This is a genomic window from Serratia sp. FS14 (assembly GCF_000695995.1).
Taxonomy (GTDB): domain Bacteria; phylum Pseudomonadota; class Gammaproteobacteria; order Enterobacterales; family Enterobacteriaceae; genus Serratia; species Serratia nematodiphila.
Genome location: NZ_CP005927.1, coordinates 1,506,412 through 1,530,096 on the forward strand (window position 1 = coordinate 1,506,412; position 23,685 = coordinate 1,530,096).

General features: G+C 61.6%; 22 protein-coding genes and 1 tRNA gene. 9 read left to right on the forward strand and 14 right to left on the reverse strand.

Features of this window, described 5'->3' with window-relative positions; all coding sequences use genetic code 11:
* Positions 1–137: 137 nt before the first annotated feature.
* The 5 genes from L085_RS06930 to L085_RS06950 are packed head-to-tail and all read right to left on the reverse strand — an operon-like array spanning position 138 to position 3,035.
* Positions 138–869, reverse strand: coding sequence for a glutamine amidotransferase (locus tag L085_RS06930; RefSeq protein ID WP_004937150.1), 732 nt, complete (start codon positions 867–869; stop codon positions 138–140).
* Position 870: 1 nt separating this feature from the next.
* Positions 871–1,851: a Gfo/Idh/MocA family oxidoreductase gene (locus tag L085_RS06935; RefSeq protein WP_004937152.1), complete on the reverse strand. Its 981-nt coding sequence runs from the start codon at positions 1,849–1,851 to the stop codon at positions 871–873.
* A 50-nt stretch (positions 1,852–1,901) separates the two neighbouring features.
* Positions 1,902–2,414: a M48 family metallopeptidase gene (locus tag L085_RS06940; RefSeq protein ID WP_016930176.1), complete on the reverse strand. Its 513-nt coding sequence runs from the start codon at positions 2,412–2,414 to the stop codon at positions 1,902–1,904.
* Positions 2,407–2,730 (reverse strand): HigA family addiction module antitoxin, encoded by a 324-nt coding sequence (locus L085_RS06945; RefSeq protein ID WP_015379150.1) that lies wholly within the window; start codon positions 2,728–2,730, stop codon positions 2,407–2,409. The genes L085_RS06940 and L085_RS06945 overlap by 8 nt, the downstream gene beginning before the upstream one ends.
* A gap of 14 nt (positions 2,731–2,744) precedes the next feature.
* On the reverse strand, positions 2,745–3,035 hold the full coding sequence (locus L085_RS06950) for a type II toxin-antitoxin system RelE/ParE family toxin (RefSeq protein WP_044030403.1): 291 nt from the start codon (positions 3,033–3,035) through the stop codon (positions 2,745–2,747).
* 230 nt (positions 3,036–3,265) lie between these two features.
* On the opposite strand from L085_RS06950, the gene rlmG reads away from it, so the two are divergent.
* Positions 3,266–4,405, forward strand: a complete 1,140-nt coding sequence (gene rlmG, locus L085_RS06955) for a 23S rRNA (guanine(1835)-N(2))-methyltransferase RlmG (RefSeq protein ID WP_044030404.1) — start codon at positions 3,266–3,268, stop codon at positions 4,403–4,405.
* Positions 4,406–4,600: 195 nt separating this feature from the next.
* Here rlmG and L085_RS06960 read toward each other — a convergent pair whose 3' ends face one another.
* Positions 4,601–6,622 carry an NADPH-dependent 2,4-dienoyl-CoA reductase gene (locus L085_RS06960; RefSeq protein WP_044030406.1) on the reverse strand — a complete coding sequence of 674 codons (2,022 nt, stop codon included), beginning with the start codon at positions 6,620–6,622 and terminating at the stop codon, positions 4,601–4,603.
* Positions 6,623–6,929: 307 nt separating this feature from the next.
* Here L085_RS06960 and L085_RS06965 point away from each other — a divergent pair, with 307 nt between their 5' ends.
* Entirely contained in the window at positions 6,930–8,549 is a 1,620-nt protein-coding gene (locus tag L085_RS06965; protein WP_044030407.1) for an ABC-F family ATP-binding cassette domain-containing protein, read from the forward strand.
* A gap of 22 nt (positions 8,550–8,571) precedes the next feature.
* On the opposite strand, the gene L085_RS06970 is transcribed toward L085_RS06965, so the two are convergent.
* A complete protein-coding gene (locus tag L085_RS06970; RefSeq protein ID WP_044030408.1) occupies positions 8,572–10,044 on the reverse strand; it encodes a PLP-dependent aminotransferase family protein in 1,473 nt (490 codons plus the stop codon).
* Between the two features lie 121 nt (positions 10,045–10,165).
* Between L085_RS06970 and L085_RS06975 the strand changes: the two genes are divergently transcribed.
* The 3 genes from L085_RS06975 to L085_RS06985 are packed head-to-tail and all read left to right on the forward strand — an operon-like array spanning position 10,166 to position 14,198.
* Positions 10,166–11,431, forward strand: coding sequence for a 4-aminobutyrate--2-oxoglutarate transaminase (locus L085_RS06975; protein WP_004937164.1), 1,266 nt, complete (start codon positions 10,166–10,168; stop codon positions 11,429–11,431).
* A 12-nt stretch (positions 11,432–11,443) separates the two neighbouring features.
* Complete coding sequence (locus L085_RS06980; protein ID WP_021505087.1) at positions 11,444–12,898, forward strand: NAD-dependent succinate-semialdehyde dehydrogenase; 1,455 nt, start codon at positions 11,444–11,446, stop codon at positions 12,896–12,898.
* A gap of 58 nt (positions 12,899–12,956) precedes the next feature.
* Positions 12,957–14,198, forward strand: coding sequence for an amino acid permease (locus L085_RS06985; RefSeq protein WP_004937169.1), 1,242 nt, complete (start codon positions 12,957–12,959; stop codon positions 14,196–14,198).
* Positions 14,199–14,272: 74 nt separating this feature from the next.
* On the opposite strand, the gene yfcF is transcribed toward L085_RS06985, so the two are convergent.
* Positions 14,273–14,908 (reverse strand): glutathione transferase, encoded by a 636-nt coding sequence (gene yfcF, locus L085_RS06990; protein ID WP_004937171.1) that lies wholly within the window; start codon positions 14,906–14,908, stop codon positions 14,273–14,275.
* Between the two features lie 171 nt (positions 14,909–15,079).
* On the opposite strand from yfcF, the gene L085_RS06995 reads away from it, so the two are divergent.
* Entirely contained in the window at positions 15,080–15,796 is a 717-nt protein-coding gene (locus L085_RS06995; protein WP_015379141.1) for an HPP family protein, read from the forward strand.
* Here the strand turns inward: L085_RS06995 and aac(6') are convergent, their stop codons facing one another.
* The 3 genes from aac(6') to L085_RS07010 form a co-directional block, all read right to left on the reverse strand.
* Positions 15,797–16,237 carry an aminoglycoside 6'-N-acetyltransferase gene (gene aac(6'), locus L085_RS07000; RefSeq protein WP_044030410.1) on the reverse strand — a complete coding sequence of 147 codons (441 nt, stop codon included), beginning with the start codon at positions 16,235–16,237 and terminating at the stop codon, positions 15,797–15,799.
* 138 nt (positions 16,238–16,375) lie between these two features.
* Entirely contained in the window at positions 16,376–17,278 is a 903-nt protein-coding gene (locus L085_RS07005; protein ID WP_044030412.1) for a pirin family protein, read from the reverse strand.
* A gap of 148 nt (positions 17,279–17,426) precedes the next feature.
* A complete protein-coding gene (locus L085_RS07010) occupies positions 17,427–18,035 on the reverse strand; it encodes an FMN-dependent NADH-azoreductase (protein WP_015379138.1) in 609 nt (202 codons plus the stop codon).
* A 96-nt stretch (positions 18,036–18,131) separates the two neighbouring features.
* On the opposite strand from L085_RS07010, the gene L085_RS07015 reads away from it, so the two are divergent.
* Positions 18,132–18,536 carry a helix-turn-helix domain-containing protein gene (locus tag L085_RS07015; protein WP_044030414.1) on the forward strand — a complete coding sequence of 135 codons (405 nt, stop codon included), beginning with the start codon at positions 18,132–18,134 and terminating at the stop codon, positions 18,534–18,536.
* A gap of 113 nt (positions 18,537–18,649) precedes the next feature.
* Here L085_RS07015 and L085_RS07020 read toward each other — a convergent pair.
* Positions 18,650–18,725 (reverse strand) — tRNA-Ile (locus L085_RS07020).
* 146 nt (positions 18,726–18,871) lie between these two features.
* On the opposite strand from L085_RS07020, the gene mug reads away from it, so the two are divergent.
* Both mug and L085_RS07030 read left to right on the forward strand, forming a co-directional pair.
* On the forward strand, positions 18,872–19,360 hold the full coding sequence (gene mug, locus L085_RS07025; RefSeq protein ID WP_044030415.1) for a G/U mismatch-specific DNA glycosylase: 489 nt from the start codon (positions 18,872–18,874) through the stop codon (positions 19,358–19,360).
* 24 nt (positions 19,361–19,384) lie between these two features.
* Complete coding sequence (locus L085_RS07030) at positions 19,385–19,828, forward strand: nuclear transport factor 2 family protein (protein WP_041922282.1); 444 nt, start codon at positions 19,385–19,387, stop codon at positions 19,826–19,828.
* 55 nt (positions 19,829–19,883) lie between these two features.
* On the opposite strand, the gene rpoD is transcribed toward L085_RS07030, so the two are convergent.
* The gene (gene rpoD / locus L085_RS07035) at positions 19,884–21,725 is read right to left on the reverse strand and encodes an RNA polymerase sigma factor RpoD (protein WP_004937194.1); all 1,842 of its coding nucleotides are present in this window, start codon (positions 21,723–21,725) and stop codon (positions 19,884–19,886) included.
* 157 nt (positions 21,726–21,882) lie between these two features.
* Entirely contained in the window at positions 21,883–23,631 is a 1,749-nt protein-coding gene (dnaG, locus tag L085_RS07040) for a DNA primase (RefSeq protein ID WP_015379098.1), read from the reverse strand.
* Positions 23,632–23,685 lie beyond the last annotated feature (54 nt).

A 23,685-nucleotide genomic window follows, 5' to 3' on the forward strand; every position in this document is an offset into this window, starting at 1 on the left:
TGGTTACACCTTTGACATCAGGTTGCCCGGTAACCGGATGCTTGCGCATCGTAATGACGATTGACCGGCAATGAAGTTACTCCCCTTTGCAGAGCAGAAAGTAATGCAAAATGTGTCGGCGGTCAACGTGAATCGCGTTAACCGGCCATCGCTTTTTGCGCGCCGAGGCTGACGACGAATCCCTGCAGCAGCAGGCGGCTGAATGGCGTGTCGCTAACCTGTTGTTGTTGCTGTTGGTAGCGGGCCTGCTGCTCGGGATGCAGCTCGCCGAGCCACTGCAGATACTGGCTCATCACCGCGCCGTTGAATTCCGGGTGGAACTGGGTGGTCAGGGCGTGATCGCCATAGCGCAGGATCTGGTGCGCGTCCTGCTGCGAACGCGCCAGCGTCTGCGCGCCGGCGGGCGGCGTCAGCACGCTCTGCGAGTGGATCAGGTTGGCCTTGAAGCGCGGCGGCAGCAGGGTGAGCCGCCGATCGTCGGCTGCGGCGGGCAGCAGTTCGATCTCCAGCGTACCCACCTCCATGCCCTGCGGGTGGTAGCCCACTTCGCCGCCGAGCGCGTAGGCCAACAGCTGGTGGCCGTAGCAGACGCCGAACAGCGGCAGTTTGATCGCCATCGCCTGGCGCAGCCACTCGGCGGCTTCCTCGCTCCACGGCAGCCGTTCGGTCACCATCGCCGGTGAGCCGGTGATGACTACGCCGCAATAGGCGGCAGGCGGCAACGGCCGTTCGCCGGCGGGCAGGTGCACGATGTGCGCACGTTCGGCGTCGATATTGCCCTGTTGCAGGAACATGCCTTCAAAGTTGGCCAATTCCTGACGAATGGCCTGCGGCGCGTCGCCGGTTTGCATCACGAGCAGCGGTTTCATCTCATTCTCCGTCGGCGGGGAAGACGACGCCGGTCTGGCGGCGGATATCGGTCAGCAGGCGGGCGACGATCAGCGAATTCTCCAGCCCCGGATGCTCCACCCGGTGATTTTCCACCAGCTCGGCGAAGGCCAGCGCCTCATACAGCATGGTGTTGATGTGCTGCGGCTGGCTCAGATCTTGACGGTTGCCGCCGCGCGGCGTCAGCGCCACGCCCTGGCACTCGGAAATCTTGTCGATAATCAGCGTGCCTTCCTCCCCCTGGATCTCGCTGGGGATCGCCGAGTCGCTGACCTTGGAATGGGAAAGCGTGACGTCGAAATCACCGTAGTTCAGGCAGACGGTGCCGTGGGCGTCAACGCCGGTATCGAGCAGTGTGGCGCTGGCGAGCACCGACTGCGGCGCGCCGAACAGCGCTACCGCGCTGGCCAGGCAGTAGTAGCCGATATCCATGATCGAGCCGTTGGAGAACTGCGGGTTAAAGGTGTTGGGGTTCTCGCCGGCCAGGTAGCGCGGATAGCGCGAAGAGTATTGGCAGTAGTTGATAAAGGCTTTGCGCAGCCGGCCGACGTTCGGCAATGCCTGTTGCAGCGCCAGAAAATTCGGCAGATAGGCGCTTTTGAACGCCTCGAACAGCACCACCTGGTTTTCCCGCGCGCAGGCTACCAGCTGTTCCGCTTCGCGCTGGTTGGAGGCCAGCGGTTTTTCGCAGATCACGTGCTTTTTATGGCGCAGGAACAGCAGCGATTGCGGGCAGTGCAGGGAATTGGGGCTGGCGATATACACCGCGTCTATGGCGTCGGACTGGGCCATCGCCTCGAGAGAGTCGAAAAACTGCGTGACCTGATAGTTGGCGCCAAACGCCTGCGCCTGTTCCAGCGAGCGTGAATACACGGCGCTCAGCTTGAGTTTGCCGCTTTCATGGGCGGCATCGATAAAACGTTCCGTAATCCAGTTGGTGCCGACAACGGCAAAGCGAATCATGGCGAGCTCCGGTCCAGGCTTAAAACCGCAGATTATCACGCCCTCATTCGCTATGCATACAGCTCGCCGAACAGCGAAAGGTGCGTCAGATACAGCCGGGTATCGAACTCCAACTGGTGGTAATCCGGCTCCATATGGCAACACAGGCTGTAGAACGCCTTGTTGTGATCTTTCTCTTTCAGGTGCGCCAGCTCATGCACCACGATCATGCGCAGGAACGGTTCGGGCGCGACCTTGAACACCGTCGCCACGCGAATTTCCGCCTTGGCCTTCAGCTTGCCGCCCTGCACGCGGGAGATGGCGGTGTGCAGGCCCAGCGCGTGCTTCATGACGTGGATCTTGCTGTCGTAGGCCACCTTGCTCAGCGGCTGGGCGTTGCGCAGATACTGGTTTTTCAGATCGACGGTAAACTGATACAGCGACTTGTCGGTGGTGCAGTCGTGCACCTGCGGATAGCGCTGCAGCAGCACGTCACCCAGCCGGTTTTGATGGATCAGTTGTTGCACCTGGCTTTGCAGATGCGTTGGGTAGCCTTGCAGGTAGGCGAGTTCGATGTCATGCATGAGTGATATTGCGTCCCAGTATTTCTTTGATTGGCCGCAGCCGCACACGTTGCGCATCGGCCTGTCTGGCTTCCCAGCGATCGTGTGCCGCCTGCAGGTTTAGCCAAAAGTCGGCGGTCGTTTCGAACAGGTCGGCAAACAGGTTGGCCTCGGCAACGCTCATGCGTCGATGCCCGTTGCACAGGCGGTTAACAGTGGCACGGGTGACGCCCAGTACCTTCGCCAGTTCTTCCTGGCCGATGCCCAACGGCGTTAAATACTCTTCCTGCAGCACTTCCCCCACCGTGGTGGGTTCGCGAGTCGTGGTTTCCAACATAGGTTCCCCCTCGTTCAGGTATCTTGGTGAGGATCGAGGTAAATTTTTTCAGCGGCATCATGCCGCCACTGGAACATCAGCTGCCAGTGCATATTGACGCGCAGACTTGACCATCCCTGAAATGGCCCGGATAGCCGCTTGTAATAGTTACCCGTGGGGTGATGCAAATCACGCTCTTGCTGCGCGGCGGCCAATATATCGAGCTTTCTGGCCAACTGCCGCTCGAGCACGCCGGGGATCAGACGGCTGCGTTTGCCTTCCAGATAGAACTGCTCCAGATAGCGATCGCGGAAAGATTTAATCATGCTTTCCCCCTTCCATAGGGACTGGCAGTGTAACATTTAAAGTTACACCTCGTCAGGTTAAAAAAACGTCGACATGGGTGCTTGGGAGGGAAAGGTTAATGTTGTTAAAGGAGAAAAGGGACGCGGGTTTTCAGATACGCGGCGCAATACGCAATTTATCCGAAAAAACATTTTACTGACGGGCGTTTTTAGGGGATAAACAGCCCAAATTTTATCAGTCAGGAGGGGCAATGAGCCAACTCGATCTGGGAACACAGCAACTTGAGCTGGAGCGTTATCCCCAACAGGAAGAATCCACCCAACTGCAGGCGTGGGAAGCGGCGGACGAATATCTGCTGCAACAGCTTGAAAACGTAGATATCGGCGGCCGCCCGGTGCTGATTTTCAACGATAACTTCGGTACCCTGGCCTGTGCGTTGCACACGCATCGCCCTTACAGCGTCAGCGACTCGTACATGAGCCAGCTGGCGACGCGCCACAACCTCAAACTCAACGGTCTGGATCCTGAGCAGGTCACACTGCTGGACAGCCTGGCCGAGCTGCCGGCGGCGCCGGCGGTGGTGCTGATTCGCGTGCCGAAAGCGCTGGCGCTGCTGGAACAGCAGCTGCGCGCGCTGCGCCACGTCGTGACCGAAGACACGCTGATCGTCGCCGGCGCCAAAGCCCGCGACGTGCATACTTCGACGATGCAGCTGTTTGAAAAAGTGCTGGGCCCGACGCGCACCAGCCTGGCGTGGAAGAAAGCGCGTCTGATCTTCTGCCAGGCGGCGGATATCGTCCCGCCGGCAGCGGCGGAAACCACCGACTGGACGCTGGACGGCACCGATTGGCTTATCCATAACCACGCCAACGTCTTCTCGCGCGGCAGCCTGGATATCGGCGCGCGCCTGTTTATGGAACATCTGCCGCGCGGCCTGAACGGCCATATCGTCGATCTGGGCTGCGGCAACGGCGTGATTGGCCTGACGGCGCTGGCGCAAAACCCGGAAGCGCAGGTGACCTTCGTCGATGAATCTTACATGGCGGTGGCCTCCAGCGAGCTGAACGTGGAGCACAACCTGCCGCAAGAGCTGGACCGCTGTCAGTTTGAGGTGAACAACGCGCTGGCAGGCATCGAGCGTGAAAGCGTGCAGGCGGTGCTGTGCAACCCGCCGTTCCACCAGCAACACGCCATTACCGATCACACCGCCTGGCAGATGTTCTGCGACGCCAAGCGCTGCCTGCAAGTGGGCGGCGAACTGCGCATCGTCGGCAACCGTCACCTCGACTACCATCAGAAGCTCAAGCGCCTGTTCGGCAACTGCACGCTGGTGGCCTCGAACAAGAAGTTCGTGATCCTTCGAGCGGTGAAATCCGGCGCGCGTCGCTGAGCGTGAATAACAAGGGGCGCCGGGCGCCCCTCAGGCTGTAGACAAAGGGGGAAAAAGCGTGGTTTTTCCCCCTTTGTGGATATCAGCCGAAAATCAATAAATTGATTTTCCTTGTTCTCTATTCGCTGCTCTCTGCCAACCCGGCATGGGGATGAGGTTTGTCATCAATATCAGGGGCGCCGGGCGCCCCTTTTTTTACAGCGCCATCGCCAACCGCGTACCCTGATCGATCGCGCGGCGGGCGTCCAGCTCGGCGGCCACGTCGGCGCCGCCGATCAGGTGCACGGTTTTCCCCATCGCCAGCAGTGGTTGCTGCAGTTCGCGGCGCGGTTCCTGCCCGGCGCAAATGACCACCGTGTCCACCGGTAGGCAGCTGTCTTGCTCGGCGCGGGTGATGTGCAGCCCTTCGTCGTCGATCAGCCGATAGCTGACGCTGTTGAGCATCTTCACGCCGCGCATCGCCAGGCTGGCGCGGTGGATCCAACCGGTGGTTTTGCCCAGGCCTTCGCCCACTTTGCTGGTTTTGCGCTGCAACAGGTAGATTTGCCGGGCGGCGCGCGGCGCCTGCGGGCCTTGCTCAGCCAGCCCGCCGCGCTGTTCAAGGCGGCCATCGATGCCCCATTCGCGGTTGAATTCCGCCTGATCCAGGCTGCTGGACACGCCGTGCTGGCTGAGGTACTCGGCGGTATCGAAGCCGATGCCGCCGGCGCCGACGATCGCCACCCGCTGGCCGACCGGTTTTTTATCGCGCAGCACGTCCAGATAGCTCAGCACCTTGGCGTGCCCGATGCCGGGGATGTCCGGGGTGCGCGGCACGATGCCGCAGGCGAGGATCACCTCATCGAATTCGCTTAAATCCGCCGCTTCGACCTTGACGCCCAGCCTGACCGTCACTTCACGCAGCGCCAGCTGGCGGCGGAAGTAACGCAGCGTTTCATGGAATTCTTCCTTGCCGGGGATCTGCTTGGCGATGTTGAACTGGCCGCCGATCTGCTCGGCGGCGTCGAACAGCGTCACCTGATGGCCACGGCTGGCGGCGGTGGTGGCGAAGGCCAGCCCGGCAGGGCCGGCGCCGACCACCGCCAGTTTTTTCGGTTTTTCCGCCATCGTCAGCGGCATTTCGGTTTCGCGGCAGGCGCGCGGGTTGACCAGACAGGAAGTCAGCTTGCCTTCAAAGATCTGGTCGAGACAGGCCTGGTTGCAACCGATGCAGGTATTGATCTCGTCGGCGCGCCCTTCGGCGGCTTTTTGCACAAAGGCGGCGTCGGCGAGGAACGGGCGCGCCATCGACACCATATCGGCGCAGCCGTCCGCCAGCACCTGCTCGGCCACCGCCGGATCGTTGATGCGGTTGGTGGTGATCAGCGGGATGCTGACCTTGCCCATCAGCTTGCGGGTCACCCAGCTGAATCCGGCGCGCGGCACCATGGTGGCGATGGTCGGAATACGCGCTTCGTGCCAGCCGATGCCGGTGTTGATGATCGTCGCCCCTGCCTGTTCGACCGCCAGCGCCAGCTGCTCGATCTCCTGCCAGCTGGAGCCGTCTTCCACCAGATCGAGCATCGACAGCCGGTAGATCAGAATGAATTCCGGGCCCACGGCCTGGCGTACCGCCCTGACGGTTTCGACGGCGAAGCGCATGCGATTGGTGAAGCTGCCGCCCCATTGGTCGTCGCGCTGGTTGGTGCGCGTCGTCAAGAATTGGTTGATCAGATAGCCTTCGGAACCCATCACCTCAACGCCGTCGTAGCCGGCCTGCTGCGCCAGCGCCGCACAGCGGGCGAAATCGGCGATGGTTTGCTCAATCTCCGCTTCGCTGAGCGCGCTCGGCGTAAACGGGTTGATCGGCGCCTGCAGCGCGGAAGGGGCCACCAGTTTGGGTTGATAGCTGTAGCGGCCGGTGTGCAGGATCTGCAGCGCAATTTTGCCGCCCGCCCGGTGGACGGCCTCGGTCACCGGTCGGTGGTGAGGCAATTGCGCCTCGCTGTTGAGGAGCGAACCGCCGCGAAACACTACGCCCTGTTCGTTCGGGGCAATGCCGCCGGTGACGATCAGCGCCACGCCGGCGGCGGCGCGCTCGGCATAGAACGCGGCCAGGCGCTGCGGGCCGTCGGGCAGCTCTTCCAGGCCGGTATGCATCGATCCCATCAGCACCCGGTTTTTCAGGGTGGTGAAGCCGAGATCCAGCGGCGCCAGCAGGTGAGGGTAATTGCTCATTGCACTCTCCATCGGGTGAAATCGGGGCCCGTTGTTATAATTATGTGAACACAAGTGGTCGGATGAGATAAATCTAGCCGTTGTCGCGCCGCTTGGGAATCTGCGTTGCGCCGAATGTGATAGATGTCATGAATCTCAGACTCTGTTTGCATAACGAACAAAAGATCGGTTAGCCTTTACGCGTTGCAAATTCCTTCTCTCTGCGGAGCCATAACCGAAAATGAACAACCACGCCTGTTGATATCTGGTCCCACGCCGTGCGCTCTCGCGCCCTGTGGGGATGTTTTGATCTCATTCAGGAGTGCTTATGGCTCATTTAGCGCAGTCCCCTTATTTCGTTTTACATCAACTGACCTGCCAATTTGCTGACGGCGAAACGCTGTTCGGCCCGCTGGATCTCGCTTTTGATCGGTCGCGCTGCGGCCTGGTGGGGCGCAACGGCGTCGGCAAAACCCAGCTGCTGCGCCTGATCGCCGGATTGGATCTGCCGGGCAATGGACACGTTGAATCTCATGCCGCAGTAGCTTACGTTGCGCAGCAGCCGGAGATCGCGCCGCACACTACGCTGGCGCAGCTGCTGGGCTACGGTGAGGTGTTCGCCGCGCTGGCGCGTCTCGAGCAGGGGCGGCCGTTGACGGACGATATCGATCGTCTGGAAGGGCGCTGGGATCTTCACGATCGTCTGCAAAACGCCTTTGCCGCCGCCGGGTTGCCGGCCTTCGATCCGTTGCGATCCGCCAGTTCGCTGAGCGGCGGCGAGCGGATGCGCGCGTCGCTGTGCGGCGCCTTGCTCGGCGAGGCGGATTTTCTGCTGCTGGACGAACCGACCAACCACCTCGACAGCGCCGGCCGCGCCTGGCTGTATCAGCAGCTGGATCAGTGGCGGGGCGGGCTGTTGATCGCCAGCCATGACCGGCAGCTGCTGGGGCGCATGGAGCGCATCGTCGAACTGACGCCCGGCGCGCTGCGCAGCTACGGCGGCAACTATGAGGACTACCGGCGCCAGCGCGATACGGAGCAGCAGGCGGCGCGCGCCGATCTGGAGCATGCGCGCGAGGAGCGCCGCCGCACCCGCGCTCGCCAACAGAAAGAGCACGACATGAGCCAGCGGCGCTCGGCGCAAACGCTGCGCGTCGTCGATACGCTGAATATCGCCTCTTTCGAACGGGTGGCCTACAAGTCGGCGGCGAAGGAGAGCCTAGGCACGCTGCGCAAACAGCATCAGGATCGGCGCGACAGCCTCGATGCGGCGGTGCGTGAAGCCTATCAGCGGGTGGAGGAGGAACCGCCGGTGTTGCTGGCGCTGCCGGGCAGTGAAGTGAACGCGAACAAGCAGGTGCTGGTGCTCGAGCGGCTGCAACTGCCGTTCGTCAGCGCGCCGCCGCTGGATTTGCGGATCGACGGCCCGATGCGCGTGGCGTTGACCGGCCCCAACGGCTGCGGAAAATCCACCTTACTGAAGACTCTTCTCGGGCAGCTGGCGGCGCTTTCCGGCCATTGTCATTGCCCGCTGTCGACGGCCTACCTCGATCAAACCCTGTCGCAGCTCGATCCGGGCCTGTCGGTGATGGAACATCTGGGGCTACAGGATTCGCCGCTGGCGGAAGGGGCGCTGCGCACCCGGCTGGCGCAGCTGCAGCTTGGCGCGGATCGCATCGCGTTGCCGCTGGGCTCGCTGAGCGGCGGTGAACGCTTGAAGGCGGCGCTGGCCTGCGCGCTGTGGCGGCGACAACCGGCGCAGCTGCTGTTGCTCGACGAGCCGACCAACCACCTGGATCTGGCGTCGTCGCTGGCGATCGAAACCGCGCTGGCGGATTTCCCCGGCGCGATGCTGGTGGTGTCGCACGACGAAGACTTCCTGCAGGCGCTGAGGCCGACGCACCGCCTGAACAGGCAAGCGGACGGCTGGCGGCTTCAGGCCTGGTGAGGCAGGCGGGCGTCGATCTGACCTAGTGCGGGGCGTTGATGCACGCCAGCAGCTGGGTGAAGGCGGCGGCCATTTGCTCTTCCGGCACGCAGGCAAAGCCCATCAGCAGGCCGCGCCGGCGGTTGGGCTGCATATAGTAGCGCGACAGCGGCCGCACCAGCACCCCGCGCGCGCCGGCGGCGGCGGCGATCGCCACGTCGTCGGCCTCGTCCGGCAGGTTGAGGATCAGGTGCAAGCCGGCGTTGCTGTTGAATTCGCTGAGCGCCTGCTTGCCGAGATGTTGTTCGATCAACCCGGTCAGGAAGGCGCGCCGCCGGGCATACAGCAACCGCATGCGGCGGATATGCGCCGTGTAGTGCCCCGCCTGAATAAACTCCGCCAGCGCGCTTTGGATCAGCAGGTGCCCGCCGCGGTACAGCTCGGCATGGGCGGTTTTCAGCGCCTGCACCAGCGGCGGCGGCAACACCACATAGCCGAGGCGCAGCGCCGGGTAGAGCGTTTTGCTGAAGGTGCCGATATAGATCACCGGCGCGTCGGCTTCCAGCCCTTGCAACGCCGGGATCGGCTGGCCGGAAAAACGGAATTCGCTGTCGTAGTCGTCCTCGACGATCCAAGCGCCGGCGTTGCGCGCCAGCGCCAGCAGCCGTTGGCGGCGCGCCAGACTCATCACCGAGCCGAGCGGATACTGGTGCGACGGGGTGACGAAAATCAGGCGGGGCGGCGTCGTGGGCTGCTCCGGCGGCACCAGCCCGGCCTCGTCCACCGCCAGCGGGCAGACGTTCAGCGCATTGATGCGCAGGATATTGCGGATCCCCCAATAGCCCGGCTCTTCGATCCAGGCGTCATCCCCCGGATTGCACAACATGCGCGTCACCAGATCGATCGCCTGATGGATGCCTTCAGTGATCAGGATCTGTTCCGGCGAGCAGCGTACCGAGCGCGCCACCCGCAAATACTCCACCAACGCATGCTGTAGTTCCGGGCTGCCGCCCTGATTGCTGTAGGTCAGCCGCTGCGGCGCCGGGCGGCGGCTGAGGCGCGCCTGGATCTTGCTGAACAGCTGATGAGGAAAGGCGTTGACGTCGGGGACGCCGGGAATGAATGCCCCCCACTGTTTGGGGCTGGCGCTGGCGTGGTGCAGCAGCGTAGCGCCGCGCTCCGACAGTTCGACGCGCCGCGGTTGCCCGCTGCCGTCCGCCGGGGCGCCGCCGGTGGACAGGCAGCTGTCCGGCACCGTGTCGGCGACGAAGGTGCCGCTGCCGGCGCGCGCCGACACGTAGCCTTCCGCCAGCAGTTGTTCATAAACGGTTAACACGGTGTTGCGGGACAGGCTGAGCTCCTGCGCCAGGTCGCGCGAGGCGGGCAGGCGGCTGGAGGGCGGCAGACTGCCGTCGAGAATGCTGGTGCGGATCGCGTTGTAAAGCCGCTTGTGCAGCTTGTCATCAGGCTGTTCGCCGAGGCGCTGCAGCAACAGATCACCACTCAATGAGCGCAATTGGATCCCTCAATTATTCGTAACTGGCACTCGATTATAGGGCCACATCCTGTGTAAATAAACGGCATTGTTTCACGAATGTGAACGAAACGTGTAACTGGCACCGACCGGAGAGAACAGCATGAAAAACGCAGAATTGAACCAACGCCGTCAGGACGCCACCCCGCGCGGAGTGGGCGTGATGTGTGGTTTTTACGCCGAGCGCGCAGAGAACGCCACGCTGTGGGATGTGGAAGGCAAAGAAGTGATCGACTTCGCCTCGGGGATCGCCGTGCTGAACACCGGGCACCGTCACCCGAAGGTGATCGCCGCAATTGAAAAGCAGCTGCAGGCCTTCACCCACACCGCCTATCAGATCGTTCCTTACGAAAGCTATGTCTCGCTGGCGGAGCGCATCAACCAGCGCGCGCCGATCGCCGGTCCGTGTAAAACCGCCTTCTTCACCACCGGCGCGGAAGCGGTGGAAAACGCGGTGAAGATCGCCCGCGCTTACACCGGCCGCCCGGGGTTGATTACCTTCGGCGGCGGTTTCCATGGCCGCACCTACATGACCATGGCGCTGACCGGCAAAGTGGCGCCTTACAAACTGGGCTTTGGCCCATTCCCCGGCTCGGTGTTCCACGGCCAGTACCCGAACGCGCTGTACGGCGTGACCACCGAAGACGCGATGAACAGCCTGGACCGCCTGTTTAAAGCGGATATCGATCCCAAGCAGGTGGCGGCGATCGTGCTGGAGCCGGTGCAGGGCGAGGGCGGCTTCAACGTGGCGCCGGCCGATTTCATGCAGGCGCTGCGCGCGCTGTGCGACCAGCACGGCATTCTGCTGATCGCTGACGAAGTGCAGACCGGCTTCGCCCGCACCGGCAAGCTATTCGCCATGGAACACTACAGCGTTAAGCCCGATTTGATCACCATGGCGAAAAGCCTGGCGGGCGGCATGCCGCTGTCGGCGGTGGCGGGCCGCGCCGAGGTGATGGACGCGCCGGCGCCGGGTGGGCTGGGCGGCACCTACGCCGGTAACCCGCTGGCGGTGGCCGCCGCGCACGCGGTGCTGGACGTGATTGAAGAGGAGCAACTGTGCCAGCGCGCTCAGCGCTTGGGTCAGCACCTGGTGGAAGTGCTCCAGCAGGCGCGCAAAACCAGCCCGGCGATCGCCGATGTGCGCGCGCAGGGGTCGATGGTGGCGGTGGAGTTCAACGATCCGGCTACCGGTAAACCTTCAGCCGATATCACCCGTCAGGTGCAGCAGAAGGCGATGGAGGAAGGGCTGCTGCTGCTGAGCTGCGGCGTGAACGGCAACGTGATCCGCTTCCTCTACCCACTGACTATCCCGGACGATCAGTTCACCAAGGCGATGGGCATCCTGTCCCGCGCGCTGGCCCACTAAGGAGCGAACGGCATGAAATTGAACAATCCCGAGCTGTTGCGCAGCCAGTGTCTGATCAACGGCGAATGGTGCGACGCCCTGAGCGGCAAGCGCGAAGCGGTGATCAACCCGGCCACCGGCGCCGAACTGGCCAGCATTCCGCTGGTCAGCGAAGAGGAAACCCAGCAGGCGATCGCGGCGGCGCAGCGGGCGCAAAACGACTGGAAACAGCTGACCGCCAAGCAGCGTTCCGCGCTGCTGTTGGCCTGGGCTGATAAGGTGCTGGCCGCGCAGGAAGATCTGGCGCAGCTGATGACCGCCGAGCAGGGCAAATCGCTGGCGGAAGCGCGCGGCGAAGTGACCTACGCCGCGTCGTTCATCACCTGGTTCGCCGAAGAGGCCAAGCGGGTGGACGGCGCGGTATTGCAGGCGCCTCAGGCTTCGCAGCGCCTGGTGGTGGTGAAGCAGCCGATCGGCGTGTGCGCGGCCATCACCCCGTGGAACTTCCCGGCGGCGATGATCACCCGCAAGGTGGCGCCGGCGCTGGCGGCCGGTTGCGCCATCATCGTCAAACCGGCCGAGCAAACGCCGCTGACCGCGCTGGCGTTGGCCAAGCTGGCGCAGGACGCCGGCATTCCCGCCGGCGTGTTGCAGGTGGTGACTGGGGAAGCGGCGCAGGTGGGCAAGGTGTTGTGCGACAGCCCGGTGGTGCGCAAGCTGAGCTTTACCGGCTCGACCGAGGTCGGCCGCATCCTGATGGCGCAGTGCGCGCCGAGCATCAAGAAACTGTCGCTGGAACTGGGCGGTAATGCGCCGGTTATCGTGTTCGACGACGCCAATCTGGACGCGGCGGTGGCGGGCATCATGGCTTCCAAGTTCCGCAACAGCGGCCAGACCTGCGTGTGCGCCAACCGCATCTACGTGCAGGACGGCATCTACGAGCGGCTGGCGGAGAAGCTGGTGGCGGCGGTCGAGCAGTTGAAAGTCGGCGACGGCAGCCAGGAAGGCACCACTCAGGGGCCGCTGATCGACAGCGATGCGGTGGCGAAGGTGCAGAGCCACATCGACGACGCGCTGATCAAAGGGGCACAGATCGCCACCGGCGGCCAGCCGCACGCGCTGGGCGGCACCTTCTTCCAGCCGACGGTGGTAACCGGCGTGACGCAGAAGATGCGCTTCGCCAAAGAGGAGACCTTCGGGCCGGTGGCGCCGCTGTTCCGTTTCCATGACGAGGCGGAAGCCATCGCCATGGCCAACGACACCGAATTCGGTCTGGCCGCCTATCTGTTCACGCAGAACGCTGCGCGCCAGTGGCGGGTGCCGGAAGCGCTGGAGTACGGCATGGTCGGCATCAACACCGGGCTGATTTCCAACGAAGTGGCGCCGTTCGGCGGCGTGAAACAGTCAGGGCTCGGGCGTGAAGGATCGCGCTACGGGATAGAAGAATATCTGGAGCTGAAATACCTGTGTATCGATGTGAGCCGTTGAGCGTCAGGACGTTAACCCATCCCGGCGGCCAGCGTCGCCGGGCGATAAAGGATGATGCATGTCTGATAATATCTCTGTTTCTCCGGCGCTTGCCGCCGGGGTGCGAGCACCTGCACCCGCCAAATCGTTAAGTTTCCTCGAAGGGGTGGCGATGATCGTCGGTACCAACATCGGCGCCGGGGTGCTCTCCATCGCCTACGCCTCCAGCAAGGCCGGCTTTCTGCCGCTGCTGTTTTGGCTGGTGCTGGTGGGGAGCCTGACCACCATCACCATGCTGTACGTTGCCGAATCTACGCTGCGCACCCGCGCGCATCTGCAGCTGAGCGGGCTGGCGAAGCGCTACGTCGGCGGCCTGGGCGCCTGGCTGATGTTCGCTTCGGTGTGCGTCAACAGCGTCGGGGCGCTTACCGCCTACATGACCGGCAGCGGCAAGCTGCTGCAATCGCTGTTCGGCATCTCGCCGGCGCTGGGCAGCCTGCTGTTTTTCGTACCCGCCGCCGGCGTGCTCTATCTCGGTTTGAAAGCGATCGGCCGCGGCGAGAAGTTCATCAGCATCGGCATGGTGGTAATGTTGACCGCGCTGGTGGCAGCGACGCTGCTGAAAGACACCACCCAGATGCGCAACCTGCTGGACGGCGACTGGCGCTATATGGTGCCGGTGTTCAACGTGGTGGTGTTCTGCTTCTCGGCGCAGTACATCGTGCCGGAGATGGCGCGCGGCTTTGCCGATAAGCCGGAGCAGCTGCCGAAGGCGATCATCGTCGGCATGGTGGTGACCTTCATTTTGCTGGCGGCGGTGCCGATGTCGGTGATCGCGCTCAGCGGGCTGGATGACATCTCCGATGTGGCCACCATTTCCTGGGGCCAGGCGCTGGGGCAGTGGGCGTTCTTCTCCGCCAACATCTTCGCGCTGTGCGCGATGCTGACCTCGTACTGGGGGTTGGGCGGCAGCTTCCTGACCAATATTTTCGACAAGTTCCGGCTGGGCAACGACGAGCTGCCGCTGCGCCGCTTCGGCGTGCTGCTGCTGGTGGTGGTGCCGCCGTTCGCGCTGGCCTACAGCGGGCTGGTGTCATTCGTCAACGCGCTCTACTTCGCCGGGGTGTTCAGCGGGGTGATCCTGTCGATCATGCCGATGCTGATCCTGCGCGGCGCGCGCAAACACGGCGACCAAACCCCACGCTGGCAGTGCAACTGGATCACGCATCCGCTGCTGCAGATCAGCATTGTGTTGCTGTACCTGGCCAGCGCGGTGTACGCCATCGCTTCATTGTTAGGCTATCTGCCCTCTGGATGGTGATTTGCCTTCCCTCAAGCAGTGATGTTGTTTCTCGGCATTGAGAACGGCGGCGTCGTGGCCGCCGATTTTTTTCCTCAGGCGCGCCGTTTTTCCGACAGCGCCAGCCAGGCCTGCACCGACGGGCGCTGCCACTGCTTGTGCGCATAGTGGCGCACGCGCTCCGGCACCGGATCGCCGTGCATTACCAGCCGGTTGAGCATCAGCGCCAGATCGGTGTCGGCGATGCACCACTCCCTGAACAGATTGTCCTGCCCGTGGCTCAACAGCTTTTCCACGGCGGCGATCAGCTTGCGCGCGGCTTCCTGCGCGGCTTCGGACAGCGGCGGGAACTTGCCGTTGTTGAACACCACTTCGGTCGAGCGCTCGGCGCGGATCGGCAGCAGATCGCTGCGCAACCAGGCCTGGATCTCGCGCGCCTTGGCGCGCAGCTTCACGTCGCGCGGGTACACGGCGTGAGCCGGGTGGATGTCTTCCAGGTATTCGGCGATCGCTGAAGACTCCGAGAGCTGAAATTCGCCGATCGCCAGCGTCGGCACCCGGCGGGTGAGCGACAGCGCCGCGTAGGCCGCTTCTTTGTTCTCTTCTTTCGCCAGATCCACCGGCTTCACGGTGAACGGAATGCCTTTTTCCGTCAGCACGACAAAGGCGGACATGGCGTACGGGCTGAAAAATTCACTGTCGGTATAAAGCTCGGTGATCGGTTGAGACATCGGCGGTTCCTCGGGGTTAAGGGGGGAACATTCATCATTGTCGAGGGGAGGCTAAAAATCAATCTGTTAGCCTAAAAGTTCTTGGGCGGCGCGGTTTACGGCGCCGTGAGCTCCTTCAGGATGATGTGATATATTTGTTGCCAACACGTGAATTGAGCCGTATTGGGTAACATGAAGACGCAGTGGATAGAACGAGTGAAAGTGGGATGCGCGCGCCTGTGGCCGCACCCGCTGGCGGTGGGCAAACGAGAGATGCTGATTTCCAGCGTTGGCGCCGGTTTGGGGCTGATGCTCGCCGGCTGGATCAGCCACTTTATTTTGGGCGAGGTGAACCTGTGGTTTATCGCGCCGATGGGCGCTTCGGCGGTGCTGCTGTTCGGCGTGCCCAACAGCCCGCTGGCGCAGCCCTGGTCGATCGTCGGCGGCAATGCGCTGGCGGCGACGGTGGGCGTCAGCGCCGGTCTGCTGATCCCCGATCCGGGCCTGGCCTGCGGCGTGGCGGCGGCGGTGGCCATCGGCCTGATGTTCAAGCTGCGCTGCCTGCACCCACCCGGCGGCGCGGTGGCGCTGACCGCCATCCTCGGCGGCCCCGGCATTCATCAGATGGGCTACCACTTCGTGTTGTACCCGGTGCTGCTGAACTCGGTGCTGCTGGCGGCGCTGGCCATTTTGTTCAATAACCTGGCCGGACGGCGCTACCCGCACGCGCTGGCGCCGGCGGAGGCCAAGCCGGCCAATCTGCCGATCGATGCCGTTTCCATCACCCGCGCCGATCTGCACGAGGCGTTGATGGAGGGGGATCTGTTCGATATCGATGAGGACGATCTGCAGGAGATCCTGCTGCGCGCCGAGCAGCTGGCGCATCAGCGGCAAAGCAAGATTGCCTGATCAGCCCAGCGTTTTGCGGTAAAACACCACCCGTTCCGTTTCGGCAAAGCCCAGCGCGGCATGCAGGCGCTGGGAGTCCAGATTGGCGATGTCGGTATCCGACGCCAGCTCGCTGCATCCCTGTTGCTTGGCCCACTCCTGCACCTGCGCGATCAAACGCGCCGCCCAGCCCTGGCGGCGGGCGCGTTCGACGGTGTAAATCCCTTCCAAAAACGCCACCGGCGACGATTCGCAGCCGTTGACATAATCGTAGCGCAGCGCGACCTCGGCAAAGGCGACAAAAACGCCATCCGGCCCCCGCGCCATAAACGCGGTGTGGTGCGGCGAAGCCAATATTTCGCGCATCTCCGCGCGGTGCTCTTCAGGCGAGCTGGATGGCCACAGCGCCGCGCGCAGCGCCAGCCAGGCGTCGAGGTTGTCGTGGTCGCAGTTGACGATCATGCGGGATCCTTATCCGGCAACTGAAGGGAGTGGGGCGATAATATCACGTTGCGCCGCCAGCGAACGGCCGGATGCGTCGGCGCATGTGAGTAGCCTGCCCTGGATCGTTCGTCGCAGATTGTGATCCCATCATCAACGTCATCGAAAGACGGGGATCGTACCCGAGGCCGTACGTCGCTCGCCGGCCTCTTTAAGTCTGCGCCCCAGTTCGGCGATGCGACGTTCGCCGGCTTCCAGCGCGGATGCTGAGGTATGTACCGAATAGGCGCCGAGGTGCAGCGGATACGGATGAGGCACGGCTGAGCCGAGAACGAATACGGCATCTTCATTGCCGGATGCTTCAAGCACAATGGACATTTCCCCCGGTTCGAATACCACCATCTCGCCCGCGTTGATAGGCGCGTCTGCGCTGAGACGGCCTTTGGCCAGTGCGAGCCAGCCGACCGAATGCTTGGCTGGCGGGAGGTAGGTCCAGCGTTCGCCCGGTTTGAGTGTGACGAGCAAGTAATTGATGCCTTCCTGCGCGGGCACCGGGCTTTGCACGCCTTCATGGTTGCCAATGATGACATGCGCCGGCCCGATTTGGCGCATGTTCCGGGCTTCGATATAACGGCTTTCCTGTTCACCGTTCTCCAGCTCGGCGGGCAGGGCCAGCCAGAGCTGGAATCCCTGGATGCGCGGCGTATCCGTGGCGGACAATTCCTTGCCGTGCCACATCCCACCGCCGGCACGCGCCCACTCCACTGCGCCATAGCCGAGCGTCCCGACAGCGCCGCTGGCAGGATCTTCGTAGTGAAAAGCGCCTTCGAGCGGCACGGTCACGGTGGCTATGCCTGAATGCGGATGCAGCGGCATGTTGGCCAGCATTGCCATGGTGTGCTGATCCGCCTCGAACAGATCGAGGAATACGAAAGGTTTAATCACCTGGCCCAGGTCGGAAGGGCTCATCAGCCGGGTGATCGGGCCGTGGCCGTGGCCTCGGGTGCGTTGTGTTATACGCCGCGGGTTGGGCGCGAGTGGTGAGGTCAACGTGGTGTTCATGATTGAATCTCCAGTTTACAAATCCGGCGCGAACGAATTCCGGGGTACGCGGCACAGCCATAGGATTGAGCGGTATTGCATCGCCGGTGGCCAGCCCAAAAAAGGGACTGGCCGCGAACCTGCTCTTGCTGTTCTGAACCGGCCCCGATTAAGCGGTCAGGCCGTCAATCTGAGCCGCGGCTGCATCGATGGCGACAGTACGGTTTTCCGGGCTGAGTGCCAGTCCCTCTGCTCGAATGAAGGTGATGTCCGTAATACCAAGGAAGCCGAAGAAACTGCGCAGATAGGTTTCCTGATGGTCCAGGAAGGCCAGTGGCGTGCCTTCGCCGTACAGGCCACCGCGGGTGGAAGCAACGATAACGCGTTTCCCCTTGGCGAGGCCTTCAGCGCCGTTTTCCGTATAGCGGAAAGTTCTGCCTGGCACTGCAAGTCGGTCAAGCCAGGCGCGCAGCTGAGTCGGCAACGTAAAGTTATACATAGGCGCACCGACGATAATGACATCGGCGGCAAGGAAGTCGTCGACGAGTTTGGCGTTGCGGGCAACGGCCTGTTTGACGTGCTCGTCTTGCGGCTCCACGCCCTGCAGAGCCAGAAATTCGGCGCTGGAAAGGTGGTTAATCGGGTCGGCGGCGAGATCGGTGTGGATGATCCTGGCGTCTGGCTTAGCTGCAGACAGCTGTTTGGCGATCGCCGCCGTGAGCTGGCGGCTAACCGATTGTTCGTTGAGAATGCTGGAATCGATATGAAGCAGTGTCATGATGAAATCCTTAGGTATAAAATGGTAACCAGGGATAACAATATAACCATGTCCTAAAATGGCAGACAATAAGGCACATTAGGAGAACCCGGTATCATGAATGTGACTAATCAACCTCGAGATTTAAGACATGCCGACTGCCAAAAGATCAGCCAGGTATTGGCGCGCGTTGGTGAGAAGTGGAGTGTCCTGATCATTATGTTCTTGGCGAACGGGCCACGCCGATTCACTGAAATAAAGCGTACAATCAATGGAATATCTCAGCGGATGCTGACGCTGTGCCTGCGCAATATGGAACGAGATGGGTTAGTCAAGCGGACAGTTATTGCCGTCATGCCGCCGCACGTCGAATATGAATTGACGCCGCTCGGTTGCTCATTGACCGTACCCGTCATCGCGCTGGGAACCTGGGCGAATGAGCATATTGCCGATATTGATGCGGCGAGAACCGCATTCGACGCGCAAAATAGCGAGGCCGGTGAGGATGTTAATTCACGCTAGAGGCGGCAGGGGGGCGAATGAAATTTGCGTTCTGTTGCCAAAAGAGGCGAATGCCTGGTTGCGCCGCAGAAAAAACTAAGGGGCTACGCTGTTAACGTAACCCCTTGATAATTTGGTGGCCCCTGTTGGGTTTGAACCAACGACCAAGCGATTATGAGTCGCCTGCTCTAACCACTGAGCTAAGGGGCCAAGCCGCGAGATTATAGGGAATCCTTAAGCATCGGTCTACTGTTACCCGCCCGTATGTTGCTTTTCTGCGCAGTTCTAGCCTGTTGTAATTGCTGGCGGATTTTGCGATAACCGCAGTAAATCCCTGCAATGGACTCACGACACTCATGGAACTTCTGGCGCCCAACCTGCGGGTGGTGTTTTGCGGCATCAACCCCGGCCTTTCTTCCGCCCATCAGGGCTATCCTTTCGCCAACGGCAGCAACCGCTTCTGGAAGGTGATCCATCAGGCCGGCTTTACCGCGAGCCAGCTGGCGCCGGAGCAGTGGCAGCAGCTGAAGGACAACGGCTGCGGTATTACCGCGCTGGTGGCGCGCCCGACGGTGGCGGCCAGCGAGCTGTCGCGCGTCGAGTTGCGCAGCGGCGGTGAGGCGCTGCAAGAGAAAATCCTGCGCTATCAGCCGCGCGCGCTGGCGATCTTGGGCAAGCAGGCGTTCACCACCGCCTTCGGGGTGAAAAACGCGCCCTGGGGCAAGCAGACGATGATGCTGGGAGAAACCGAGGTGTGGGTATTGCCCAACCCCAGCGGATTGAATCGCGCCACGCTGGAGCAACTGACCGCCAGCTATCGCGAGCTGTTCCTGGCGCTGCAATGACATAAGGAAATTGCGATGACATCGATGATGAAAGGTTGTTTGATGGCGCTGTTATTGGTGACCGGCGCTGCACAGGCGGGGCATTCGCCGCAGGAAGCGCGCAACAAGCAGAACGTGCTGGAGTTTTATCGGCAGGGGCTGAACAACAAGGATTTTGCGGCGGCGCGGCCGTTTTTGGGCGAACAATACAAACAGCATAACCCCAATGCCAAAGACGGCGTGGCGGGTTTTCGTCAATTTGTCGAGCTGCTGAAAACGCGTTACCCCAATTCGCACAGTGAGGTGAAACAAGCGTTCGTCGACGGCGACTTCGTGATTTTGCATGTGGAGGTCAGCGGGCGCGAGGCCGGCAAGACCGCGGCGATCGTCGATATATTCCGTCTGGACAGCGCCGGAAAGATCGTTGAACACTGGGACGTGACACAGCCGGTGCCGGAGAAGACCGCCAGCGGCAACAGCATGTTCTGAGGCATAAAAAAACCCCGGCAGGCCGGGGTTTTTGTTTTGAGTGCAACCGCCGGACTTAATCGTCCAGGAAGCTGCGCAGCACTTCGGAGCGGCTTGGGTGACGCAGCTTGCGCAGCGCCTTGGCTTCGATCTGACGAATACGCTCACGGGTAACGTCAAACTGCTTGCCAACCTCTTCCAGCGTGTGGTCGGTGTTCATGTCGATGCCGAAACGCATGCGCAGCACTTTCGCTTCGCGCGCGGTCAGGCCGGCCAGCACGTCGTGGGTGGCGGAACGCAGGCTTTCCGAGGTCGCGGAGTCCAGCGGCAGCTCGAGGGTGGTATCCTCGATGAAGTCGCCCAGATGCGAATCTTCGTCGTCGCCGATCGGCGTTTCCATCGAGATTGGCTCTTTGGCGATCTTCAGCACTTTGCGGATCTTGTCTTCCGGCATCAGCATGCGCTCGGCCAGCTCTTCCGGCGTCGGCTCGCGGCCCATCTCTTGCAGCATCTGGCGCGAAATACGGTTGAGCTTGTTGATGGTCTCAATCATATGCACCGGAATACGGATGGTGCGCGCCTGGTCGGCGATGGAGCGGGTGATAGCCTGACGGATCCACCAGGTGGCGTACGTCGAGAACTTGTAGCCGCGGCGGTATTCGAACTTGTCTACCGCTTTCATCAGGCCGATGTTGCCTTCCTGGATCAGATCCAGGAACTGCAGGCCGCGGTTGGTGTATTTCTTGGCGATAGAAATAACCAGACGCAGGTTGGCCTCAACCATCTCTTTCTTCGCGCGGCGAGCTTTCGCTTCACCGATCGACATGCGACGGTTGATGTCTTTGACCTGCTCGATGGTCAGGCCGGTTTCTTCTTCGATCTGACGCAGTTTCTGCAGGCTGCGCTGCACGTCTTCAGCAACGTCTTTCAGCTTTTCCGACCATGGCTTGGCCATCGCCAGCGCCGCTTCGAACCAGGAATCGCTGGTTTCGTTGCCGGCGAACAGGGTGACGAAGTTTTTCTTCGGCATTTTGCACTGTTCAACGCACAGCTTCATGATGATGCGTTCCTGGGTGCGAACGCGGTCCATCATGGTGCGCATGCTGTTGACCAGGAAGTCGAACTGTTTCGGCACCAGGCGGAACTGCTTGAACACTTCAGACAGCTTCAGGATCTCGTCCGCGGCGCTGGCGTGGCTGCGGCCGTTTTTCTTGATCACCAGGCGGGTCGCTTCATACTGATCGCGCAACTCGGCGAACTTCTGACGCGCCAGCTCAGGATCGATGCTGTTGTCGTCTTCGGTGTCGTCGTCTTCGTCGTCTTCATCTTCTTCGTCGTCGTCTTGCTCTTCGCTCGACAGTTCAGAACCGATATGAGTGGCGGTTGGGGCGATGTCCTCTTCCGCGTTAGGATCGACGAAGCCGGTGATCAGATCGGACAGGCGCGCTTCACCCGCTTCGACGCGATCGTACTGCTCAAGCAGGTAAGTGATGGCTTCCGGGTATTCGGCAACCGAGCACTGTACCTGGTTGATGCCGTCTTCGATGCGCTTGGCGATGTCGATTTCGCCTTCGCGCGTCAGCAGTTCGACGGTACCCATTTCGCGCATGTACATGCGCACCGGGTCGGTGGTGCGGCCGATTTCGGATTCCACGCTGGACAGAACCTGTGCGGCGGCTTCTTCCGCATCTTCGTCCGTGCTGTTCGAGTTTTCGGCGAGCAGCAGGTCATCGGCGTCCGGTGCTTCTTCCATCACCTGGATGCCCATGTCGTTAATCATCTGGATGATGTCTTCGATCTGATCGGAGTCGACGATATCTTCCGGCAGATGGTCATTGACCTCAGCATAGGTCAGATAGCCTTGCTCCTTACCACGGGTGACAAGTAGCTTCAGCTGTGACTGCGGGTTTTGCTCCATAAGACGGTATCCACACTTCAGAGTATTTAGGTTGGTGTCGGTCGGCGAAACCGCCAACAATAGCATTTGGGGCGTTTTCGTTATCGCCGCGGCCCACTATGGCGGCACTGTGCAGGGCTCTGCCCTCGCAATTATCGGCACTTAAGCCGTTTGGTATTCAGTTTTTCTTCGCTAAAACCTGGTTGAGAGAACGGACTTCTTCACGTTCCTCCGCGCTCAGGCCGCGCGTTCTGGCCTGGGCGATCAGCGTTTCCAGCCGTTGCTCGAGCACCGAGTCGTACAGGCTGGCCAACGTATCCAAAAAGGTCTGCTCGACCATGTCCTCAACGATCATATGGTTCCAGGTCGCCAAGGTTTCAAGCTGCTGGCTGAATTTGTTGTCGCGATACAGCTCCAGCAATTGCCCGGTCGTCAGACCCGGCTGCGCCAAACAGGTCTGCACCAGTTCGACGAACAGCGGCAATCCCGCCTGTTTGGTCTGCTCCAACCCTTCCAGCGAAGGGATAAGTGTAGCCAACTGCGGATTTTGCACCAGTAACCCTATCAGTATACGCATGGTTGTGCGTTTTAGCTGGGGCGCCTGATAAGGATTCGCATTTTCAGCCTGCTTGGGCATCAGCTTGTCGAGCTGGCTGTCGTCCAGCAGCCCCAGCTTGTTGCCGAGCTCCTGGCGCAGGTACAAGCGCAACGTTTCGCCCGGCACCTGAGTAATCAGCGGCAGCGCCAGCGTGCTCAGCTTGGCGCGCCCGTCCGGGCTGCTTAAATCCACCTGCGGCAGCAGGCTTTCGAACAGGAACGTGGACAGCGGCTGCGCCTGCTCCATTCGCTGCTCGAAGGCTTCTTTGCCTTCCTTGCGCACCAGCGTGTCCGGATCTTCGCCGTCGGGCAAAAACATGAACCGCAGCTGGCGCCCGTCATTCAGGTACGGCAGCGCGGTTTCCAGCGCCCGCCAGGCCGCTTCGCGGCCGGCGCGGTCGCCGTCGTAACAGCAGACGACGTTGTCGGTGGCGCGGAACAACAGCTGAATGTGTTCCGCCGTCGTCGAGGTGCCGAGCGAGGCGACGGCATAGTCGATGCCGAATTGCGCCAACGCCACCACGTCCATATACCCTTCCACCACCAGCAGCCGCTGCAGGGTAGGGTGGTTCTGCTGTGCTTCATACAGGCCGTACAGCTGACGGCCCTTATGGAAAACTTCGGTTTCCGGCGAGTTCAGGTACTTCGGCATACCGTCGCCCAATACGCGGCCGCCGAAGGCGATCACGCGCCCACGCTTGTCGCGGATGGGGAACATCACCCGTTCGCGGAAACGGTCGTACGAACGCCCCTGATCGTTAGTCACCAGCATGCCGGCATCGTTCAATGCGCGGCGCGAGTCGGCGTCGCGGCCGAAACGCTTCAGGGCGTTGTCCCATCCCGCCGGCGCGAAGCCGATGGCGAAATGGCGAATAACGTCGTCACTTAACCCGCGCTGCTGCAAATAGTTGCGCGCCGGCGCCCCGGAGGACTGCTGCAGTGACTGTTGATAGAACGCGCTGAGCTGTTCCATCAGTTGGTACAGGCTCTGGCGCTGATGGCGTTCGATCTGGGTTGGCCCGGTGCCCGCTTCGTAAGGCACTTCCAGCCCGTGCATGGTCGCCAGTTCTTCGATGGTTTCGACAAACTCGAGTCGGTCGTAATTCATCAAAAAGTCGACGGCGTTGCCGTGCGCACCACACCCAAAACAGTGATAAAACTGCTTTTCGCCATTAACGGTAAAGGAAGGCGTCTTTTCGTGGTGGAACGGACAGCACGCGTGATAGTTCTTGCCTTGCTTCTTGAGCTTCACGCGGGCGTCGATCAAATCGACGATGTCGGTGCGAGCCAGCAAGTCATTGATAAATACGCGCGGAATTCGTCCAGCCATAAGCCCTTACTTCATTAGCCTATAAACGAGAACAAGCCGCGCATTCCTTTCGGA